At 70.4% G+C, this 15,865-nt stretch carries 12 protein-coding genes and 1 pseudogene; 7 read left to right on the top strand and 6 right to left on the bottom strand.

The features are described 5' to 3' along the window. Positions 1-187 precede the first annotated feature (187 nt). Positions 188-1,141 (bottom strand): annotated as a pseudogene (locus OG622_RS45730) (IS256 family transposase); the annotation flags it as partial. 208 nt (positions 1,142-1,349) lie between these two features. On the opposite strand from OG622_RS45730, the gene OG622_RS45725 reads away from it, so the two are divergent. Continuing rightward, positions 1,350-1,760 carry a VOC family protein gene (locus OG622_RS45725; RefSeq protein ID WP_086750786.1) on the top strand — a complete coding sequence of 137 codons (411 nt, stop codon included), beginning with the start codon at positions 1,350-1,352 and terminating at the stop codon, positions 1,758-1,760. A gap of 24 nt (positions 1,761-1,784) precedes the next feature. Here OG622_RS45725 and OG622_RS45720 read toward each other — a convergent pair whose 3' ends face one another. Together OG622_RS45720 and OG622_RS45715 are read right to left on the bottom strand one after the other, a co-directional pair. Further along, complete coding sequence (locus OG622_RS45720) at positions 1,785-3,167, bottom strand: IS701 family transposase (protein WP_371583016.1); 1,383 nt, start codon at positions 3,165-3,167, stop codon at positions 1,785-1,787. A gap of 219 nt (positions 3,168-3,386) precedes the next feature. Then, a complete protein-coding gene (locus OG622_RS45715; RefSeq protein ID WP_143677371.1) occupies positions 3,387-3,737 on the bottom strand; it encodes a hypothetical protein in 351 nt (116 codons plus the stop codon). 274 nt (positions 3,738-4,011) lie between these two features. Between OG622_RS45715 and OG622_RS45710 the strand changes: the two genes are divergently transcribed. After that, a complete protein-coding gene (locus tag OG622_RS45710) occupies positions 4,012-4,332 on the top strand; it encodes a helix-turn-helix domain-containing protein (RefSeq protein WP_179201244.1) in 321 nt (106 codons plus the stop codon). A 23-nt stretch (positions 4,333-4,355) separates the two neighbouring features. Then, positions 4,356-4,664: a serine/threonine-protein phosphatase gene (locus OG622_RS45705; RefSeq protein WP_256960700.1), complete on the top strand. Its 309-nt coding sequence runs from the start codon at positions 4,356-4,358 to the stop codon at positions 4,662-4,664. A gap of 199 nt (positions 4,665-4,863) precedes the next feature. Here OG622_RS45705 and OG622_RS45700 read toward each other — a convergent pair whose 3' ends face one another. From OG622_RS45700 to OG622_RS45690, 3 genes are all read right to left on the bottom strand, one after another. After that, on the bottom strand, positions 4,864-6,663 hold the full coding sequence (locus OG622_RS45700) for a GAF domain-containing protein (RefSeq protein ID WP_086750616.1): 1,800 nt from the start codon (positions 6,661-6,663) through the stop codon (positions 4,864-4,866). Positions 6,664-6,793: 130 nt separating this feature from the next. After that, positions 6,794-7,831 (bottom strand): type I glyceraldehyde-3-phosphate dehydrogenase, encoded by a 1,038-nt coding sequence (gene gap / locus OG622_RS45695; RefSeq protein ID WP_086750617.1) that lies wholly within the window; start codon positions 7,829-7,831, stop codon positions 6,794-6,796. Between the two features lie 143 nt (positions 7,832-7,974). Continuing rightward, positions 7,975-8,667 carry a response regulator transcription factor gene (locus OG622_RS45690; RefSeq protein ID WP_086750618.1) on the bottom strand — a complete coding sequence of 231 codons (693 nt, stop codon included), beginning with the start codon at positions 8,665-8,667 and terminating at the stop codon, positions 7,975-7,977. A gap of 224 nt (positions 8,668-8,891) precedes the next feature. On the opposite strand from OG622_RS45690, the gene ppdK reads away from it, so the two are divergent. From ppdK to adhE, 4 genes are all read left to right on the top strand, one after another. Continuing rightward, complete coding sequence (gene ppdK, locus OG622_RS45685) at positions 8,892-11,588, top strand: pyruvate, phosphate dikinase (protein ID WP_319069375.1); 2,697 nt, start codon at positions 8,892-8,894, stop codon at positions 11,586-11,588. Positions 11,589-11,701: 113 nt separating this feature from the next. Next, on the top strand, positions 11,702-12,115 hold the full coding sequence (locus OG622_RS45680; RefSeq protein ID WP_086747223.1) for a hypothetical protein: 414 nt from the start codon (positions 11,702-11,704) through the stop codon (positions 12,113-12,115). A gap of 118 nt (positions 12,116-12,233) precedes the next feature. Then, complete coding sequence (locus OG622_RS45675) at positions 12,234-12,941, top strand: CBS domain-containing protein (RefSeq protein WP_256960260.1); 708 nt, start codon at positions 12,234-12,236, stop codon at positions 12,939-12,941. A gap of 214 nt (positions 12,942-13,155) precedes the next feature. Next, the gene (gene adhE, locus OG622_RS45670; RefSeq protein ID WP_086747221.1) at positions 13,156-15,864 is read left to right on the top strand and encodes a bifunctional acetaldehyde-CoA/alcohol dehydrogenase; all 2,709 of its coding nucleotides are present in this window, start codon (positions 13,156-13,158) and stop codon (positions 15,862-15,864) included. Position 15,865: the final 1 nt, after the last annotated feature.

Genomic DNA, 15,865 nt, shown 5'->3' with positions numbered 1-15,865 from the left:
CCCAATCCTGGAGCAGGCATGGGAGGCCATGCCCCTACCTCGGAACCACCACACCGGTAGCTGGAGCCTCAGTGCCGTTCAGACCACGAGATTGAGGCAGCCTTGGTGAGGTCAACCCAGTCCGGTGCCCCCTGGTGGCCAGGGGGCCGAGGAGTAATCGTCAAGACCTGTGGATCAGTTGATTGATTCAGGCTGCGTGGACTTCGGGACGTTCGACGAGGTGGCCGCGTTCGAAGCGGGCGCCTGCTCGAACGAGGGCGACGAGGTGGGGCGCGTTCACGGCTCGCCAGCGGGCCTGGGCGGACTCGACGAGCTTGAAGACCATCGCCAGGGCGGCGGCTCGGGAGCCGGCGCCCTTGGTGACCTTGGTTCGCAGGCGGACGGTCGCGAAGGTCGACTCGATCGGGTTCGTGGTGCGCAAGTGGATCCAGTGCTCGGCGGGGAAGTCGTAGAACGCCAGCAGCTCGTCCTCGTCATCGACGATCTTCTTGACGGCCTTGGGGAACTTCGCGCTGTACTGTTTGGCGAACGCGGCGACAGCCTTGGCCGCATGCTCCTTGTCTTCGGCGTTGTAGATGTCCTGGATGGCCTTCTTCGCCGCGGGCTGGGCCGACTTCGGGAGACTGTCGAGGCAGTTGGCCGTTTTGTGAACCCAGCACCTTTGGTGGCGGGTTTCGGGGAAGACCTCGTTGACCGCGTTCCAGAAGCCGAGGGCGCCGTCGCCGACGGCGAGGACGGGAGCGCGCATGCCGCGGCGCTGGCAGTCCCGCAGCAGACTCGCCCAGGACTCCGACGACTCGCGGTAGCCGTCCGCCATCGCGATCAGCTCCTTGGTGCCATCCGCCCGAACGCCCATGACGACCAGGACCGCGGCTTTCGCCTCCTCCAGACGTATCCGCAGGTGAATGCCGTCGGCCCAGACATAGACGTAGTCCGTGGCGGACAGATTACGCTCGCCGAACGCCTTGTGGTCGCCCTGCCACTGCTGCGTGAGCCGGGTCACCGTGGCCGCAGACAGGCCGGCCGAGGAACCGAGGAACTGCTCCAGCGCGGGCACGAAGTCCCCCGACGACAGGCCGTGGAGGTAGAGCAGTGGCAGCACCTCGCCGATCTTTGGAGACTTGCGGGCCCAGTACTCCAGTCGCACTTCGTGATCTGACGGACTGTCGGGATTGTCAGCCTCGGGATGCGCCCTTACTAGGTCCACGGTCGTAGGACTCCGGCCGAAGGACACGGGCCCCGCGACCGATGCTGCAAGAACGCCTCGTGCCTACGCTGACCGAAACGGTCCACCGCTGAAGGTGTCGTGACCATTCGCCGCCGAGCGCGCCACTACGAAGGGGAAGCCCATGCCCGCCAACGGTCAGAGCCACATCCGCGTCGCCCGCCCGTCGCGCGACCTCGTGGCGGCGGAGGACTTCTGGATCGGGGGCCTCGGGCTGAGCGTGCTGTACCGAACCGAGGGCGGCGATGCGCCCGGAGAGCACGACCTGCTGATGGTCGGCTGGCCCGACGCCTCCTGGCACCTCGAACTCGTCCACGAGGCGGTTGGGCCCGTCGAGCCGCGACCCACCACTGAGGACCTGCTCGTGATCTACCTCGACGAGCAGGTACCCGGGGAGCTGGTGACGCGCCTCGAGGCACACGGTGGCAAGCGCGTGCCGTCACATAACCCGTACTGGGACAAGTGGGGCATCACCGTCGAGGACCCGGACGGCTACCGGCTCGTGCTCTGCACGCGCGCATGGTCCAACTCCTGAGCCCGTGCTGTCGGGTTGCGAGGTTCAGTCGAGGTCGGTGAGGCGTCGCTTGTAGTGATGCCAGCGGGCGCGTGCTCGGTGGCGTCGTCGCCAGGTGGACCACTGCAGGTGGAAGGTCATGCGGCTGGTGGCGAGGCCGGTGGGTAGGTCCCGCAGGAGGTTGGCGAACAGCTGGAACAGACGGCGGGCCTCGGTGACAGTCAGGGCGATCTGCCCGAAGTCCGCGGGTGGTTCGGCGGTGGGGCTGGTCGGCAGGATGGGGGCGGGATGATCTCGCCGGTCCAGGCTGGCGATCACGGAGAGCAGGGCGAGGGCGGCCATCGCGAGAACGATATGGCGTCGCCAGGAGCGGTAGCGGCGGGCCTGGGTGTGATCCAGTCCGACGGCGTCCTTGCCGTTGGCGAAGTCCTCCTCAACTGTCCATCTGATCCCGGCGATCGCCACGAGGTCGGCCAGCGCCATCGAACGGCCTGGGGGTGCGTAGGCGTAGAAGTAGGACCGATCGGTGGGGTCGGCAATGCTGCGGCGGACCAGCAGGTGGTGGCGAGGGTTGGCGGTGGCGACCAGGGCCCAGTCGTAGACACGCGGCCCCTTGGCGCCTTGTCCGCACGAGAGCCGGTTCCAGGCCCGCTTGGGGACCTTCTTCGCCGCCAGGACATCGGCGCGGATCGGTCCGACGCCGGAGGGCACGGCGAAGTTGACGCCGACGGCGAAGACGTAGCCGATGCCGTGCTCCTCGAAGAAGCTGCGCAGCTTCGCGCTGCGGCCGTAGACCTCATCGCCCGCCGCCCAGTCCACCGCGACGCCGGCCGCGACGGCCCGTCGGGCCTGGTCCAGGGCAATGGCGGTCTTGGTGCGGAAAGTGAAGTCCCGGCCCAGTCCGGCCCGCTCGCACCGCTCGGGGTCCTTGGTCCAGTGTTCCTGGACGTAGAGGTCGCCGTCGATCAGGCAGTGTCCGAGCGGGCTGGCGTAGGTGCAGTACACCGCGACGACGGCGTTGCTGACCTGCCCGGTGGTGCCGGTGTACTGCCGTCCGACACCGGCGGTGGCCTCGCCCTTCTTCTCCTGGCCGGTCTCGTCGAAGACCAGCACCGCACCGGGCGCGGCCAGGTGGCGTACGGCGAAGCCGCACACCGCATCCAGCGCGGCGTCCTGGTTCCAGACCGCCTGGCAGAGCAGGCGCTGCAGCCCGAAGGCCCGCGTCTTCCCAGCGTGCTCGGCCATCGTCCAGCAGTTCTTCCGCGGCAGGTCGGCGAGCAGGCCGCGCAGGTAGTCCAGGGCATGCGCCCGGGGCTCACGGCGAACGAAGAGTGGGGCGAGACCGGCCGCGAGCTCGTCGAACTTCTCCTGGAACAGCAAGGGATCTATGCCGACGGTCGAGGCCACCTGATCTTCATGATGCGTCACAACACCATGATCAACAGGTGGCCTCACCCCTGCCCCGGCGCCCCCCACGGCACCTGCCGCTCCGTCAGATCACGAAGTGCGACTGGAGTACTGGGCCCGCCGACCCCCTCGGCGCCAGCTTTCCATCATCATGAAGGAGCGTGCTCAGCGACAGGTACTCAGCACCGCCGCCGCCCTCCCCACCCCGGTCCATTGGGGTTGGAAATTCGGACCCTTCTGTCAGCAGCAGGGCTGCCGGAAGCGGACACCGACGACCGCTACCGCGCACACGGTGTCGTCGTGACTGATCACGGTGAATGGGTTGGCGTGGAATGGTTCGTCTCGCGAAGTCTGCGTCGCGTTGCCGCTGACGAGCAGCTGCGAGGCTTGCCCATGGCCACTGCGGACCGTGCGCACGAGGCCGCGCGACGTCACGTGCACGCGGCCTTGTTCGGCATCCTGTCGGAAGTCGGATACCTGGTGGAGGCCGGTCCGGCCGACGCTCTGGGCGCTCTGACCGTCCGAGCCGGACGGATTTCCACGCCCACAACGTTGACGGCGGACATCAAGCGGATCCTTGCCGACCTCCACGACAACCCGGAGGGTCCGAGAGTCCCTGGCCTGTCGCCATGACTCCGACCAAGCCCTCACAACCCCACCCCGGTACGCCCGGTCCGACCGTACGTTGAAGCGTCCGCGCACCAGAGGTTCCGTGCGACGGATTCGACGCGCCCGAGAGTTGAATTGCGCGACACAGCGTGTCCCCACACCCTAAGGTGGTGTGTACTTGCACCAGCATGGCCGTGTGCGGCGACTCGCGCGGCGCGGAGGGACGGGCCCCATGGGGACGTGGGATCATCTCGGCATGCCCCGGAGCAACAACGATCAACTGCCTGCGACCTATGTCGCGTCCGGCAGTTGGCCGTACGCCCGGCTCGTCGAGGATGCCCCTGTCAGCGCCTACTACGGCCAGGCGTTCGCGAGGAACCTGGCCCAGGCGATGGCGACCGCCGAGATCGGACTGAGGGCCCTGGGCGACAGAGCGGGGGTCTCGCACGCCACGATCAGCCGACTGCTGCGGGGGATGGTCCTGCCCGACATGGGAACCCTTGCCCGCCTCGAAGCGGCAATGGGTACGAGCTTGTGGCCCGATCTGACGGTCTGGACGGACCGCGACTGCGGCTGAGACCGGACAAGTTCAGCGTGTGGATGGGCCAATTGCGCTCCGCCGCACACGCCCTCGCCAAAACCGACATGCAGCCGCGCCAGCTCATGCAGGCCCTCGACGCGGTCGTCGCCGACCTCGACGTACCCGACCAACTCGTCACCTGCCGCCACCTGGTCATCGCGCCGGACGCCGGGTCCGTGACGGTCTGCTCCGCCGGCCATCTGCCGGTTCTCGTCGTCGGCCCCGGCAACGGCGTCCACGGCCTGCCCACGCCCGGCAACGCACCGGTCCGCATCTCGGCATCCTCTACGAGCAGTCCTGCGAGGTCGTCCCGCCCGGCGCGACCCTGATCCGCGCCGTCCGGGCCAGGCTGCGAACAGCAGTCAGTCGCTTCGCGCGTGCAGGCGGAACACCAGTCGGGCGTCGGCGGTCGACTCGGGCCGCCTGTGGGACGGCGCCCCCGTCATCACGGGCTCCGGCATCCGCGGCGCCATCGCCCACCGCACTGCGGCCGCGAGGGCGTCGCGCTGATCCGGCAGCGACGCGCCCCTACCCCTCACCCTCCGCTACCGGTACTCGCCACACCAAGGCAGTGCCTCCGCTCGCCGGAATGCTCAACTCCATCTCGCCGCCCAGCTGTTGTGCCCGCTCTGCCATGTTGCGAAGCCCGCTGCGGCGACCGTCGGGCGGGATGCCCACGCCGTTGTCGGTCACCGTCAGCCGTACCTCGCGGCCGTCGGTCTCCAGAGCGACCCCGACCCGTTCGGCACGGGCGTGACGGGCGACGTTGGTCAGCGCCTCGGAGAGGACCGCCACCACGTGCTCGGCGGTCTCCTTGGGCACGTGGGTGTCGAGCAGGCCGTCCATGCGCAGGCCGGGTGCGAAGCCCAGGACGGGTGCGGCCTCGCCGACCGCGCGCACCACCCGGGCGCGCAGGCCCGGTCCGGGAGCTCCGTCGCGGGCCTGAAGTCCGAAGATCGTCGACCTGATGATCTTGATGGTCTCGTCCAGGTCGTCCACCGCCCGCAGCACCCGCTCGGAGGCCTCCGCGTGGTCGATGAAGCGGCCCGCGCTCTGCAGCGTCATGCCGGTGGCGAACAGCCGCTGGATCGCGAGGTCGTGGAGGTCGCGGGCGATCCGGTCGCGGTCCTGGAGCACGGCGATCTGCGCCGCGTCGGCGCGGTGTTCCGCCAGTTCCATCGCGATCGCGGCCTGTGCGGCGAAGCCCTGGAGCGGTTCGGTCTCCTTCTCGGTGAAGATGGTGCGGCCCGCCTCGCGGACCAGCAGGACGATGCCTCGTACCCCGCCGGTGGTGCCGATGGGCACGGCGACGGCCGGGCCGAGCCCGGTGAAACGCGCGGGACCACCGGCCGGGACACCCCCCGGGCCCTCGGTGCCCGCCGCGCTCTCGGCGTCTTCGCTCGGTGGGGCGCCCTGCTCGCCGCGCTCGTCACGGGAAACGTCCGGGCTGGTGACGGGGGCTGCGCCGGAGAAGGCCTGGCCGATCAGGCTGTCGTCCACAGGCAGGACCAGCCCGCGGTGCGCCTCCGCCTCCTCGCCGATGGCCAGTTCCACGGTGAGGGAGTCGGTGCCCTCCATCGGTACCGCGACCACCGCGAGGGCGGCGCCGGTGATCTCCCTGGCCCGTTCGGCGATGAGGGCGAGGACCTCGCCGCGGTCACTGCCCGACATCAGGGTGTGGGTGATCTCGGCGTTCGCCCGCAGCCAGCGCTCACGCAGCCTCGACTCCTCGTACAGGCGAGCGTTGTCGATAGCCACGCCGGCCGCGACGGCCAGCGTCGACAGGACCGACTCGTCCTCCTCGTCGAACTGTGCGCCGTCGCGTTTCTCGGTCAGGTAGAGGTTGCCGAAGACCTGGTCCCGCACCCGGATCGGCACGCCCACGAAGGAGTTCATCGGCGGATGGTGGGGCGGGAAGCCGTAGGAGTTGGCGTGTTCGGAGATCTTCGTCAGGCGCAGGGGCTCGGGATGGCGGATCACCTCGCCCAGGATGCCGTGGCCCTCCGGGTAGGGACCGATCTCCGCGATCTGCTGCTCGGTGAAGCCGACGGTCAGGAACTCCGACAGCCGTCTGCCGTCCGGTCCGATCACGCCCAGGGCCGCGTACTGGGCCTCGACCAGCACCGCCGCGGCCTCCGCGATGGAGCGCAGCGCCTGTTCGAGGTCCAGTTCGCGGCCGACCGAGAGCACCGCCTCCAGCAGGCTGTGCACCCGGTCGCGGGTACCACGGGCCGCGTCCAGCCGGGCCTGGAGTTCCTCCAGCAGTTCGTCCAGCCTCAACTGGGGGAGCTTGACGCGGGCTTCCCTGGGGTGCTTGGGGCTTGCCACCGACGTTCCTCCAGGTCCCCTACGACGCACCGGCAAGCAGCCGTAGCGCTCTGGGTGCCACGCTATCGGTCCGTCGGAGGGGGCGGTACTGGATCACGCACGGCAGTTAGGGCCAAGGCTGCCGTCGGCGTCACCGCTGGGGAAGCCGGGCCACCACGTACTCGGTGAGGTCGAGGAGCCGGTTGGTGTAGCCCCACTCGTTGTCGTACCAGCCGAACACCTTCACGAGGTTCCCGTGCGCCTGGGTGAGCGGGGCGTCGAAGACACAGGAGGCGGGGTCGCCGACGACGTCGCGGGAGACGATCGGGGCGTCGGACACCCGCAGGATGCCCTTGAGCGGCCCGTCGGCGGCCGTCCGGAAGGCGTCGTTGATCTCGTCGGCGGTCACCTCCCGGCCCAGTACGAGGGTCAGGTCGGTCAGCGAGCCGTCCTCGACAGGGACACGGACCGCGAGGCCGTCGAGGGTGCCGGCCAGCTCCGGCAGGACCAGGCCCACGGCGCGGGCCGCTCCGGTGCTGGTCGGGATGATGTTCACGGCGGCGGTGCGGCCTCGCCGGAGGTCCTTGTGCGGGCCGTCCAGGACGACCTGGTCGTTGGTGTAGCCGTGGATGGTGGTCATCAGGCCCTTATCGATGCCGAAGGCGTCGTCGAGGACCTTCACCATCGGCGCCACGCAGTTGGTGGTGCACGAGGCGTTCGAGACGACGTGGTCTGTCTCCGGGTTGTACGTGCCCTCGTTGACGCCCATCACGATCGTGGCGTCAACTCCCTTGCCCGGTACGGACAGCAGCACCTTTCGGGCCCCGCCCTTCAGGTGCAGCCCGGCGTCCTCGCGGCCGCGGAAGCGCCCGGTGGACTCGATGACGACGTCCACGCCGAGGCCGGCCCAGTCCAGGGCGGCGGGGTCACGTTCGGCGGTCACGGCGATGCGGTGGCCGTCGACCGTGATCGAGGTGTCGTCGTGGCCGACCGTGCGGTGCAGCCTGCCGTACGTCGAGTCGTACTCCAGCAGATGGGCGAGTGCGGCCGGGGAGGTGAGGTCGTTGACCGCCACCACCTCGACCGGGGTGCCAGCCGCTGTCTCCGCGCGCTCCAGCACACAGCGCAGGTAGTTGCGCCCGATGCGCCCGAAGCCGTTGATTCCCACGCGCACGGTCGTGTCAGCCATGTCCGTCGTCCTCCCGATCGGTGCCCGGTGAAGTCCGGGGTGCGCTGCCAGCCTGTCGGCCGGGGACGCGATCGGGCTTGGGCCCTACGGGGGCGAGCCGAGGGACGTTCGGCCCCACAGCTCGTACGCCGGTCCCGGCGGCCTCAGTGGCCTTCGTGCCTGAGCCGGTCCTGGGCCTGGGTGGCGATGACGGCGGCCTGGATGCGCCGCTCCACTCCGAGCTTCGCCAGCAGGCGGGAGATGTGGTTCTTCACCGTCTTCTCGGCGAGGAACAGCCGCTGGCCGATCTGACGGTTGGTCAGCCCCTCGCCGATCAGGGCCAGGATCTCCCGCTCCCGGTCGGTCAGACCCGGCAGCGCCTCCGACTCCTCCGCCGGCTGCTGACCCGCGCGGAGACGGGCCATCAGCTTGGTGGTGGCGCTCGCGTCGAGCAGGGACTGGCCCCGGGCCACCGTGCGCACGGCCGACACCAGGTCGGAGCCCTGGATCTGCTTCAGTACGTACCCGGACGCCCCCGCCATGATCGAGTCGAGCAGGGCCTCCTCGTCGTCGAACGAGGTCAGCATCAGGCAGGCCAGGTCCGGCATGCGCGAGCGCAGCTCCCGGCAGACGGTCACCCCGTCGCCGTCGGGCAGTCGGACGTCCAGGACGGCCACCTGCGGGCGCAGCGCGGGGACCCGCACCAGGGCCTGCTCGACATTTCCCGCCTCGCCGACCACGGTGATGTCCGGCTCGTCGTTCAGCAGGTCACGCACTCCGCGACGTACCACCTCGTGGTCGTCCAGCAGGAAGACCCGGATCTCGCCGTCAGTACCGGGCTGCTCGCTGTCCGCCATCAGTCGCTCCTCGTCGCGCGTCCGTACCGATGTCCGCCCGTGCGCGAAATCGGCCTCCACACCGAGATCCTTCTCGCCCCGGGGCCGAAAGACCAGGGCCGGTCGGCCCTGATTCCCGCCCGGGTCGGGACTGCCGGCACCTGTCGTCCGGTCGGCGCCCGGCCGACGCTGGAACGGGCGGGAAGCCCACGCAGCCATCGTACGAAGCTGAGGAGCACGGCGTCATGGTCCGATACGTGTACGACTTCCACGAGGGCGGCCGTGACCTGGCCGGCCTGCTCGGCGGCAAGGGCGCGAACCTGGCCGAGATGACCCGGATGGGCCTGCCCGTTCCGCCGGGTTTCGTCATCTCCACCGAGGCCTGCCGTACCTTCCTGACCACCGGTACGGAGCCGGACGGCCTGGCCCAGGAGGTCTCCCGGCATCTCACCGGCCTGGAGACCGCCGCCGGGCGGCTGCTGGGGCAGCCCGACAACCCGCTGCTGCTCTCCGTCCGCTCCGGCGCCCGGTTCTCCATGCCCGGGATGATGGAGACGATCCTCGACATAGGACTGAACGACGAATCCGTCCTGGGCCTGGCCAAGGTCTCCGGGAACGAACGCTTCGCCTGGGACTCCTACCGTCGCCTCGTGCAAATGTTCGGCAGCACGGTAATGGGCGTCGACTCCGCTCTGTTCGAGCGGGCCATGGGCCTGCTGAAGGAGATCCGTGGCGTCACGGACGACCTGCGCCTGGACGCGGGCGACCTCGCCGAACTCGTCGAGGTCTACAAGAACCTCATCCTCGACGAGACGGGCGAGACCTTCCCGCAGTCCCCCGCCGAACAGCTGCGCCGCGCCGTCCTCGCCGTCTTCGACTCCTGGAACGGCGAACGGGCCCGCCTCTACCGCCGCCGCGAGCACATCCCCGACGATCTGGGCACCGCGGTCACCGTGCAGCGCATGGTCTTCGGCAACCTCGGCCACGAATCCGGCAGCGGCGTCGCCTTCACCCGGGACCCGGCCACCGGACGGCCCGGCCTGTACGGCGACTACCTGGCCGACGCGCAGGGTGAGGACGTCGTCGCCGGCATCCGCAACACCGTGCCCCTGGCCGAACTGGAGCGGCTGGACCCGACGTCGTACGGGCGGCTGCGCGAGCACATGGAGACCCTGGAACGGCACTACCGGGACCTGTGCGACATCGAGTTCACCATCGAGCGCGGCACCCTGTGGATGCTCCAGACCCGGGTCGGCAAGCGCACCGCCGAGGCCGCGTTCGCCATCGCCGCCGAGCTGACCGACGAAGGGATCCTCACCCCGGACGAGGCCCTGGCGCGGGTGAGCGGGGAGCAGCTGGCCCGGCTGATGTTCCCCCGCTTCGACGCCTCCGCGACCGGCGACGCGCTCGCCCATGGCCTGCCGGCCTCGCCCGGTGCCGCGGTCGGCGCGGCCGTCTTCGACTCCGCCGAGGCCGTACGGCGTGCCGCGTCCGGCGAGAAGGTGGTCCTGGTCCGCCAGGAGACCACCCCCGACGATCTGCCCGGCATGGTCGCCGCCCAGGCCGTGCTGACCAGCCGCGGCGGCAAGACCAGCCACGCGGCCGTCGTCGCCCGCGGCATGGGCAAGGTCTGCGTCTGCGGCGTCGAGGAACTCACCGTCGACACCGACACCCGCCGCTTCACCACCCGCGACGGCACCGTCGTCGAGGAGGGCACGGTCATCTCGGTGGACGGCTCCGCCGGTGCCGTGTACGCCGGTGCGGCACCGCTGGTCGACTCCGCGGTCATCCGCCACCTGGAGACCGGCGGGCGCGGGGAGCACTCCGCCCGCGTGGTCGACGTGGTGGCCCGCGCTCTCCAACAGGCCGACGGTGTACGGCGGTTGGATGTGCGCGCCAACGCGGACACTCCCGAGGACGCCGCGCGGGCCCGGCGGTTCGGCGCGCAGGGCATCGGCCTGTGCCGGACCGAGCACATGTTCCTCGGCGAGCGCCGCAAGCTGGTCGAGGAGATGATCCTGGCCGACACGGACGCCGCCCGGGAGCGTGCGCTGGATGCCCTGCTCCCGCTCCAGCGCCAGGACTTCACCGGGATCCTGGAGGCGATGGACGGCCTGCCCGTCACCATCCGGCTCATCGACCCACCCCTGCACGAGTTCCTGCCCGACCGCACCGACCTCGCGGTCCGCGTCGCCACCGCCGGGGCCCGGGGTGCCGCGCCCGACCCGCACGACACCGAACTCCTCGCAGCCGTCAGCCGTATGCACGAGGAGAACCCGATGCTCGGCCTGCGCGGCGTACGCCTCGGCCTCGTGATCCCCGGCCTGGTGGCCATGCAGGTACGGGCCATCGCCGAAGCGGTCGTCGAACGCACCCGGGCCGGCGGCCACCCCCAGGCCGAGATCATGGTGCCGCTGGTCGGCGCCGTCGAGGAACTGCGCATCGAACGCGCGGAAGTAGAACGGGTCCTGGCCGAGGTGAGCGAGGAGACCGGCGTCCCCGTGCGCTGCCCGGTCGGCACCATGATCGAGCTGCCCCGGGCCGCCCTCACCGCCGGCCGGATCGCCGAGGAGGCGGAGTTCTTCTCCTTCGGCACCAACGACCTCACCCAGACCACCTGGGGCTTCTCCCGCGACGACGTCGAGGCCGCGTTCTTCTCCGCCTACCTCGACAAGGGCATCTTCGCCACCTCCCCCTTCGAGACGATCGACCGCGCGGGCGTCGGCCGCCTCGTCGGGATCGCCGTCGCCGAGGGCCGCGCCGCACGCCCCGGCCTGAAGATCGGCGTCTGCGGCGAACACGGCGGGGATCCGGACTCCGTCCACTTCTTCCACGCGGCCGGACTGGACTATGTCTCCTGCTCGCCGTTCCGCGTCCCGGTCGCCCGTCTGGAAGCGGGACGGGCCGCGCTCCCCGAGTTGGGGACGAGCGACAGCCGGTGAGGCCGGCCCACCCGGCCCCGCTCCGGGGGCCGGCCGGCCCTGGGCCGGGGCGGGCGCACACAGCAGTCTGGAGCCGCACCCAACGATCAGCTGTTCAGAAGGAGTTGAGCACATTGACTGCCAGGGACACCGGAACCCACGTCACCACCGACACGGTGCGTGTACGGGCCGAGGGCGACGTGGACGAGGAAGCCCTCGCCTACGTCCGAGCCAAGGTCGACGCGGCTCTGGGCCGGCCGGGCCTGCCGGCCGTCAGCGGCGAGGTGCGGATCACCAGGGCCCCGGCGCACCACGCCGAGCAGCCGTGGTCCGCCGGGGCCGAGATCACCGTGGGGAGCACCCTCGTGGTGGTGCACGCCCGGGAGGCGAGCGCGCACGAGCTCGCAGACCGGCTGCACGAGCGGCTGCGCGGCCAGGCCTACCAGGTCGCGCACCGCGCAGACGCGGCCCGCAGGTCGGCCACACCGCCGCCGTGGCGGGGCGGGCCGCCCGTCGGGCCAGCACAGAACGAAGCGACGGACGGCTGAAGAGGCCGGGGCGGAATCGAGCCCGGATGCGCCGGACGTGTACGGGCGAAGCCCCGTCACCCGGCGGCACCCCGGAATGGCTCCGCCCCTTCTCTCGCCGGTGAAGGAGGAAGACACCGTGAAGATCCACACTGTGGGCGACGTGATGACCGACGAGGTCGTCCAGGCGCACCGGGAGACTCCGTTCAAGGACGTGGTCCGGCTGCTGGACGCCCATGGGATCAGCGGGGTGCCGGTCGTCGACCACGACGACAAGGTGGTCGGGGTGGTCTCCGGGACCGATCTGGTGCGCGGTCAGGCGGCCCGGGCCGGTGGGCGCCGGGACCGCAGGTACCGGCTGCCGCGCCTGCGGCGTCCGGGGCACCGAGCGGCTGCCGGGGTGCCTGCCACCACCGCCGGCGAACTGATGTCCACGCCCGCGATCACGGTGCATCCGGAGCAACCCGTGCCGGACGCCGCGCGGGTGATGGAGCGTCACGGAATCGAGCGGCTTCCCGTGGTGGACGAGGAGGACCGGCTCATCGGTATCGCCACTCGCCGGGACCTGCTGCGGGTCTTCCTGCGCACGGACGAGGACATCCGCCGGGAGGTGACCGACGAGATCCTGGTCGCCGCTCCCGGCCTGCCGCCCGACGCCGTCGTCGTCTCGGTCCACGACGGTCTGGTGACACTCGAAGGGCGCCTGGAACACCGTACCGACATCGCTCACGCCGTCCGGTCGACCTGGCAGGTGGACGGAGTCGTCGGGGTGTTCAGCAACCTGACCTTCCGCCTTGACGACCGCCCGGCCGAGAAGGGCCCCTCCCGGGGGATCACCGGGCAGTGACGCGCACCGGCCCGCCGTACAACCAGTGGTCCGGGCGGACCGCTCGGCCCGCCCGGACCGGGGCCGGTCAGGCCCCGACGGGGGACCTTCGGCACAAGAGGCGGACTGCCGCGCGGACAAGAGTGGGGACAGGAGCGGCCGCGGTCCCCGCGGTGCCGCTCCCACCAGAAGCCGCCGGTCAGCCTCGGCGGCCCTCGACAACGGAGGCGCACTCATGACCCGTCACGACGTCGGAACCGAGGCCGCGGCAGGCGCCGGTGCGCCGTCCGACATCGCAGTCGCGGTGGACCGGCTGGTGACGGCCGGCCTGAAGTCGCTCGCCGACTACGAGTCGCTGACCCAGGAACAGGTCGACCACATCGTCAAGAAGGCGTCGGTCGCCGCCCTGGACCAGCACACCGCGCTGGCACGGCTCGCGGTGGAGGAGACGGGGCGCGGTGTCTTCGAGGACAAGGCCGCGAAGAACATGTTCGCGTGCGAGCACGTCACGCACAGCATGGGCGCGATGAAGACGGTCGGTGTCATCGCCCGCGACGACATCGAGGACATCGTCGAGATCGCGGAGCCGGTGGGTGTGGTGTGCGCGGTCACGCCGGTCACCAACCCGACCTCCACCACGATCTTCAAAGCGCTCATGGCACTGAAGACCCGCAACCCGGTCGTGTTCGCCTTCCACCCCTCCGCCCAGCGGTGCAGCGCGGAAGCTGCCCGCATCGTGCGCAACGCGGCCGTCGCCGCGGGTGCGCCGGAGCACTGTGTGCAGTGGATCGAGACCCCGTCCGTCGAGGCGACCCGTACGCTCATGCACCACCCCGGCGTCTCACTGATCCTCGCCACCGGCGGCAACGCCATGGTCAAGGCCGCGTACTCGGCCGGCAAGCCCGCGCTCGGCGTCGGCGCCGGCAACGTCCCCGCCTACGTGCACAAGAGCGCCAAGCTGCGCCGGGCCGTCAACGACCTGGTGCTGTCCAAGACGTTCGACAACGGCATGATCTGCGCCTCCGAACAGGCCGTCGTCCTCGACGACGAGATCTACGACGCCGCCCTCGCCGAATTCCGCACCCTGCACGCCCATCTGGCCACCGCCGAGGAGAAGGCGAAGCTGGAGACGTTCCTCTTCCCGACCGGCAAGGCCGCGGGCGCCGGCTGCGAGCCAAAGGTCAACTCCGCGGCCGTCGGGCAGAGTTCGGCGTGGATCGCCGAGCAGGCCGGTTTCACTGTGCCCGCCGACACCTCGCTCATCCTGGTCGAGGCCGAGCGGGTGGGCCCGGACGAGCCGCTGACCCGCGAGAAGCTGTGCCCGGTGCTCACCGTGCTCCGCGCGGGGTCTTCGGCCCAGGGCTTCGACCTCGCCGCCGACATGGTCGCCTTCCACGGGCAGGGGCACAGCGCCGTCATCCACACCGAGGACCGGGAACTCGCCGAGGCATACGGGCGACGCATGAAGACCGTACGGATCATCGTCAACGCACCGTCCTCGCAGGGCGCGATCGGCGGCATCTACAACAACCTGCTGCCCTCGCTCACCCTGGGCTGCGGCTCCTGGGGCAGTACCTCGGTGTCCAACAACGTCTCCGCCGCCCAGTTGCTGAACGTCAAGCGGGTCACTTCGCGCCGCAACAACCTGCAGTGGTTCAAGGTCCCGCCGAAGATCTACTTCGAGCCGCAGGCCATCCGCTATCTGGCGTCCATGCCGGACGTGCACCGCGTCACGATCGTCACCGACGCGACCATGACCCGCCTCGGCTTCGTCGACCGGGTGAGCCGGGTCCTCCAGCGCCGTCACGAACCGGTGACCCTCCAGATCATCGACAACGTCGAACCTGAGCCGAGCATCGACTCCGTGCGGCGCGGCGCCCGCCTCATGGGCGATTTCCGCCCCGACACGATCATCGCGCTGGGCGGCGGCTCCCCCATGGACGCGGCCAAGGTGATGTGGCTGCTGTACGAGCAGCAGGCCGAGGGCAAGGACATCGACTTCGCCGACATGCGGCACAAGTTCTCCGACATCCGCAAGCGCGCCTTCCGCTTCCCCGTCCTCGGCAGGCTCGCCCGCCTGGTGTGCGTCCCCACCACCTCCGGCACCGGCGCCGAGGTCACACCCTTCGCGGTCATCTCCGACCCCGCCAGCGGCAAGAAGTACCCGCTCGCGGACTACGCCCTCACCCCCAGCGTGGCCATCGTCGACCCGCTCCTCACCACCGAACTGCCCCCGGCCCTGGCCGCCGACAGCGGCTTCGACGCCCTCACCCACGCCATAGAGGCGTACGTCTCCGTCTACGCCAACGACTTCACCGACGGGCCCGCCCTGCACGCGATCCGCCTGGTCTTCGACCACCTCGAAGCGGCGGTGAACGACCGTGCGAACAGCCCGGAGGCCCGGGAGAAGATGCACAACGCGGGCACCATCGCGGGCATGGCCTTCGGCAACGCCTTCCTCGGCATCGTGCACGCCATGTCCCACACGCTCGGTGCCACCTTCCACATCGCGCACGGCCGCACCAACGCGGTCCTGCTGCCGCACGTCATCCGCTACAACGGCACCGTCCCCACAAAGCTCACGGGCTGGCCCAAGTACGAGAACTACCGTGCCCCGGAACGCTTCCAGGACATCGCCCGCACCCTCGGCCTGCCCGCCGCGACCCCGCAGGAGGGCGTGGAGTCGCTCGCCGCCGCGGTGGAACGTCTGCGCGACGCCGTGGGCATCGAACCGACCTTCCGGTCCCTCGGCGTCGACGAGCGCGCCTTCCTCGACGCCCTGCCCCAGCAGGCCATGAACGCCTACGAGGACCAGTGCGCACCCGCGAACCCCCGTATGCCCATGCTCGACGACATGCGGGAACTCATGCGCACCGCCTACTACGGCCGTGAGCGCCGTGAACAGGGCCACCGTCCGGACGCCCAGGGGGCGGATCAGCCGTAGT

This window comes from Streptomyces sp. NBC_01314, assembly GCF_041435215.1.
GTDB lineage: Bacteria > Actinomycetota > Actinomycetes > Streptomycetales > Streptomycetaceae > Streptomyces.
This window is presented reverse-complemented; position numbering and strand designations above follow the sequence as displayed.

Excerpts from the sequence above, each read along its gene's own strand:
- OG622_RS45725 (WP_086750786.1), top strand. The coding sequence starts at position 1,350 with ATGCCCGCCAACGGTCAGAGCCACATCCGCGTCGCCCGCCCGTCGCGC.
- OG622_RS45710 (WP_179201244.1), top strand. The coding sequence starts at position 4,012 with ATGCCCCGGAGCAACAACGATCAACTGCCTGCGACCTATGTCGCGTCC.
- OG622_RS45705 (WP_256960700.1), top strand. The coding sequence starts at position 4,356 with ATGGGCCAATTGCGCTCCGCCGCACACGCCCTCGCCAAAACCGACATG.
- gap (WP_086750617.1), bottom strand. The coding sequence starts at position 7,831 with ATGGCTGACACGACCGTGCGCGTGGGAATCAACGGCTTCGGGCGCATC.
- OG622_RS45690 (WP_086750618.1), bottom strand. The coding sequence starts at position 8,667 with ATGGCGGACAGCGAGCAGCCCGGTACTGACGGCGAGATCCGGGTCTTC.
- ppdK (WP_319069375.1), top strand. The coding sequence starts at position 8,892 with ATGGTCCGATACGTGTACGACTTCCACGAGGGCGGCCGTGACCTGGCC.
- adhE (WP_086747221.1), top strand. The coding sequence starts at position 13,156 with ATGACCCGTCACGACGTCGGAACCGAGGCCGCGGCAGGCGCCGGTGCG.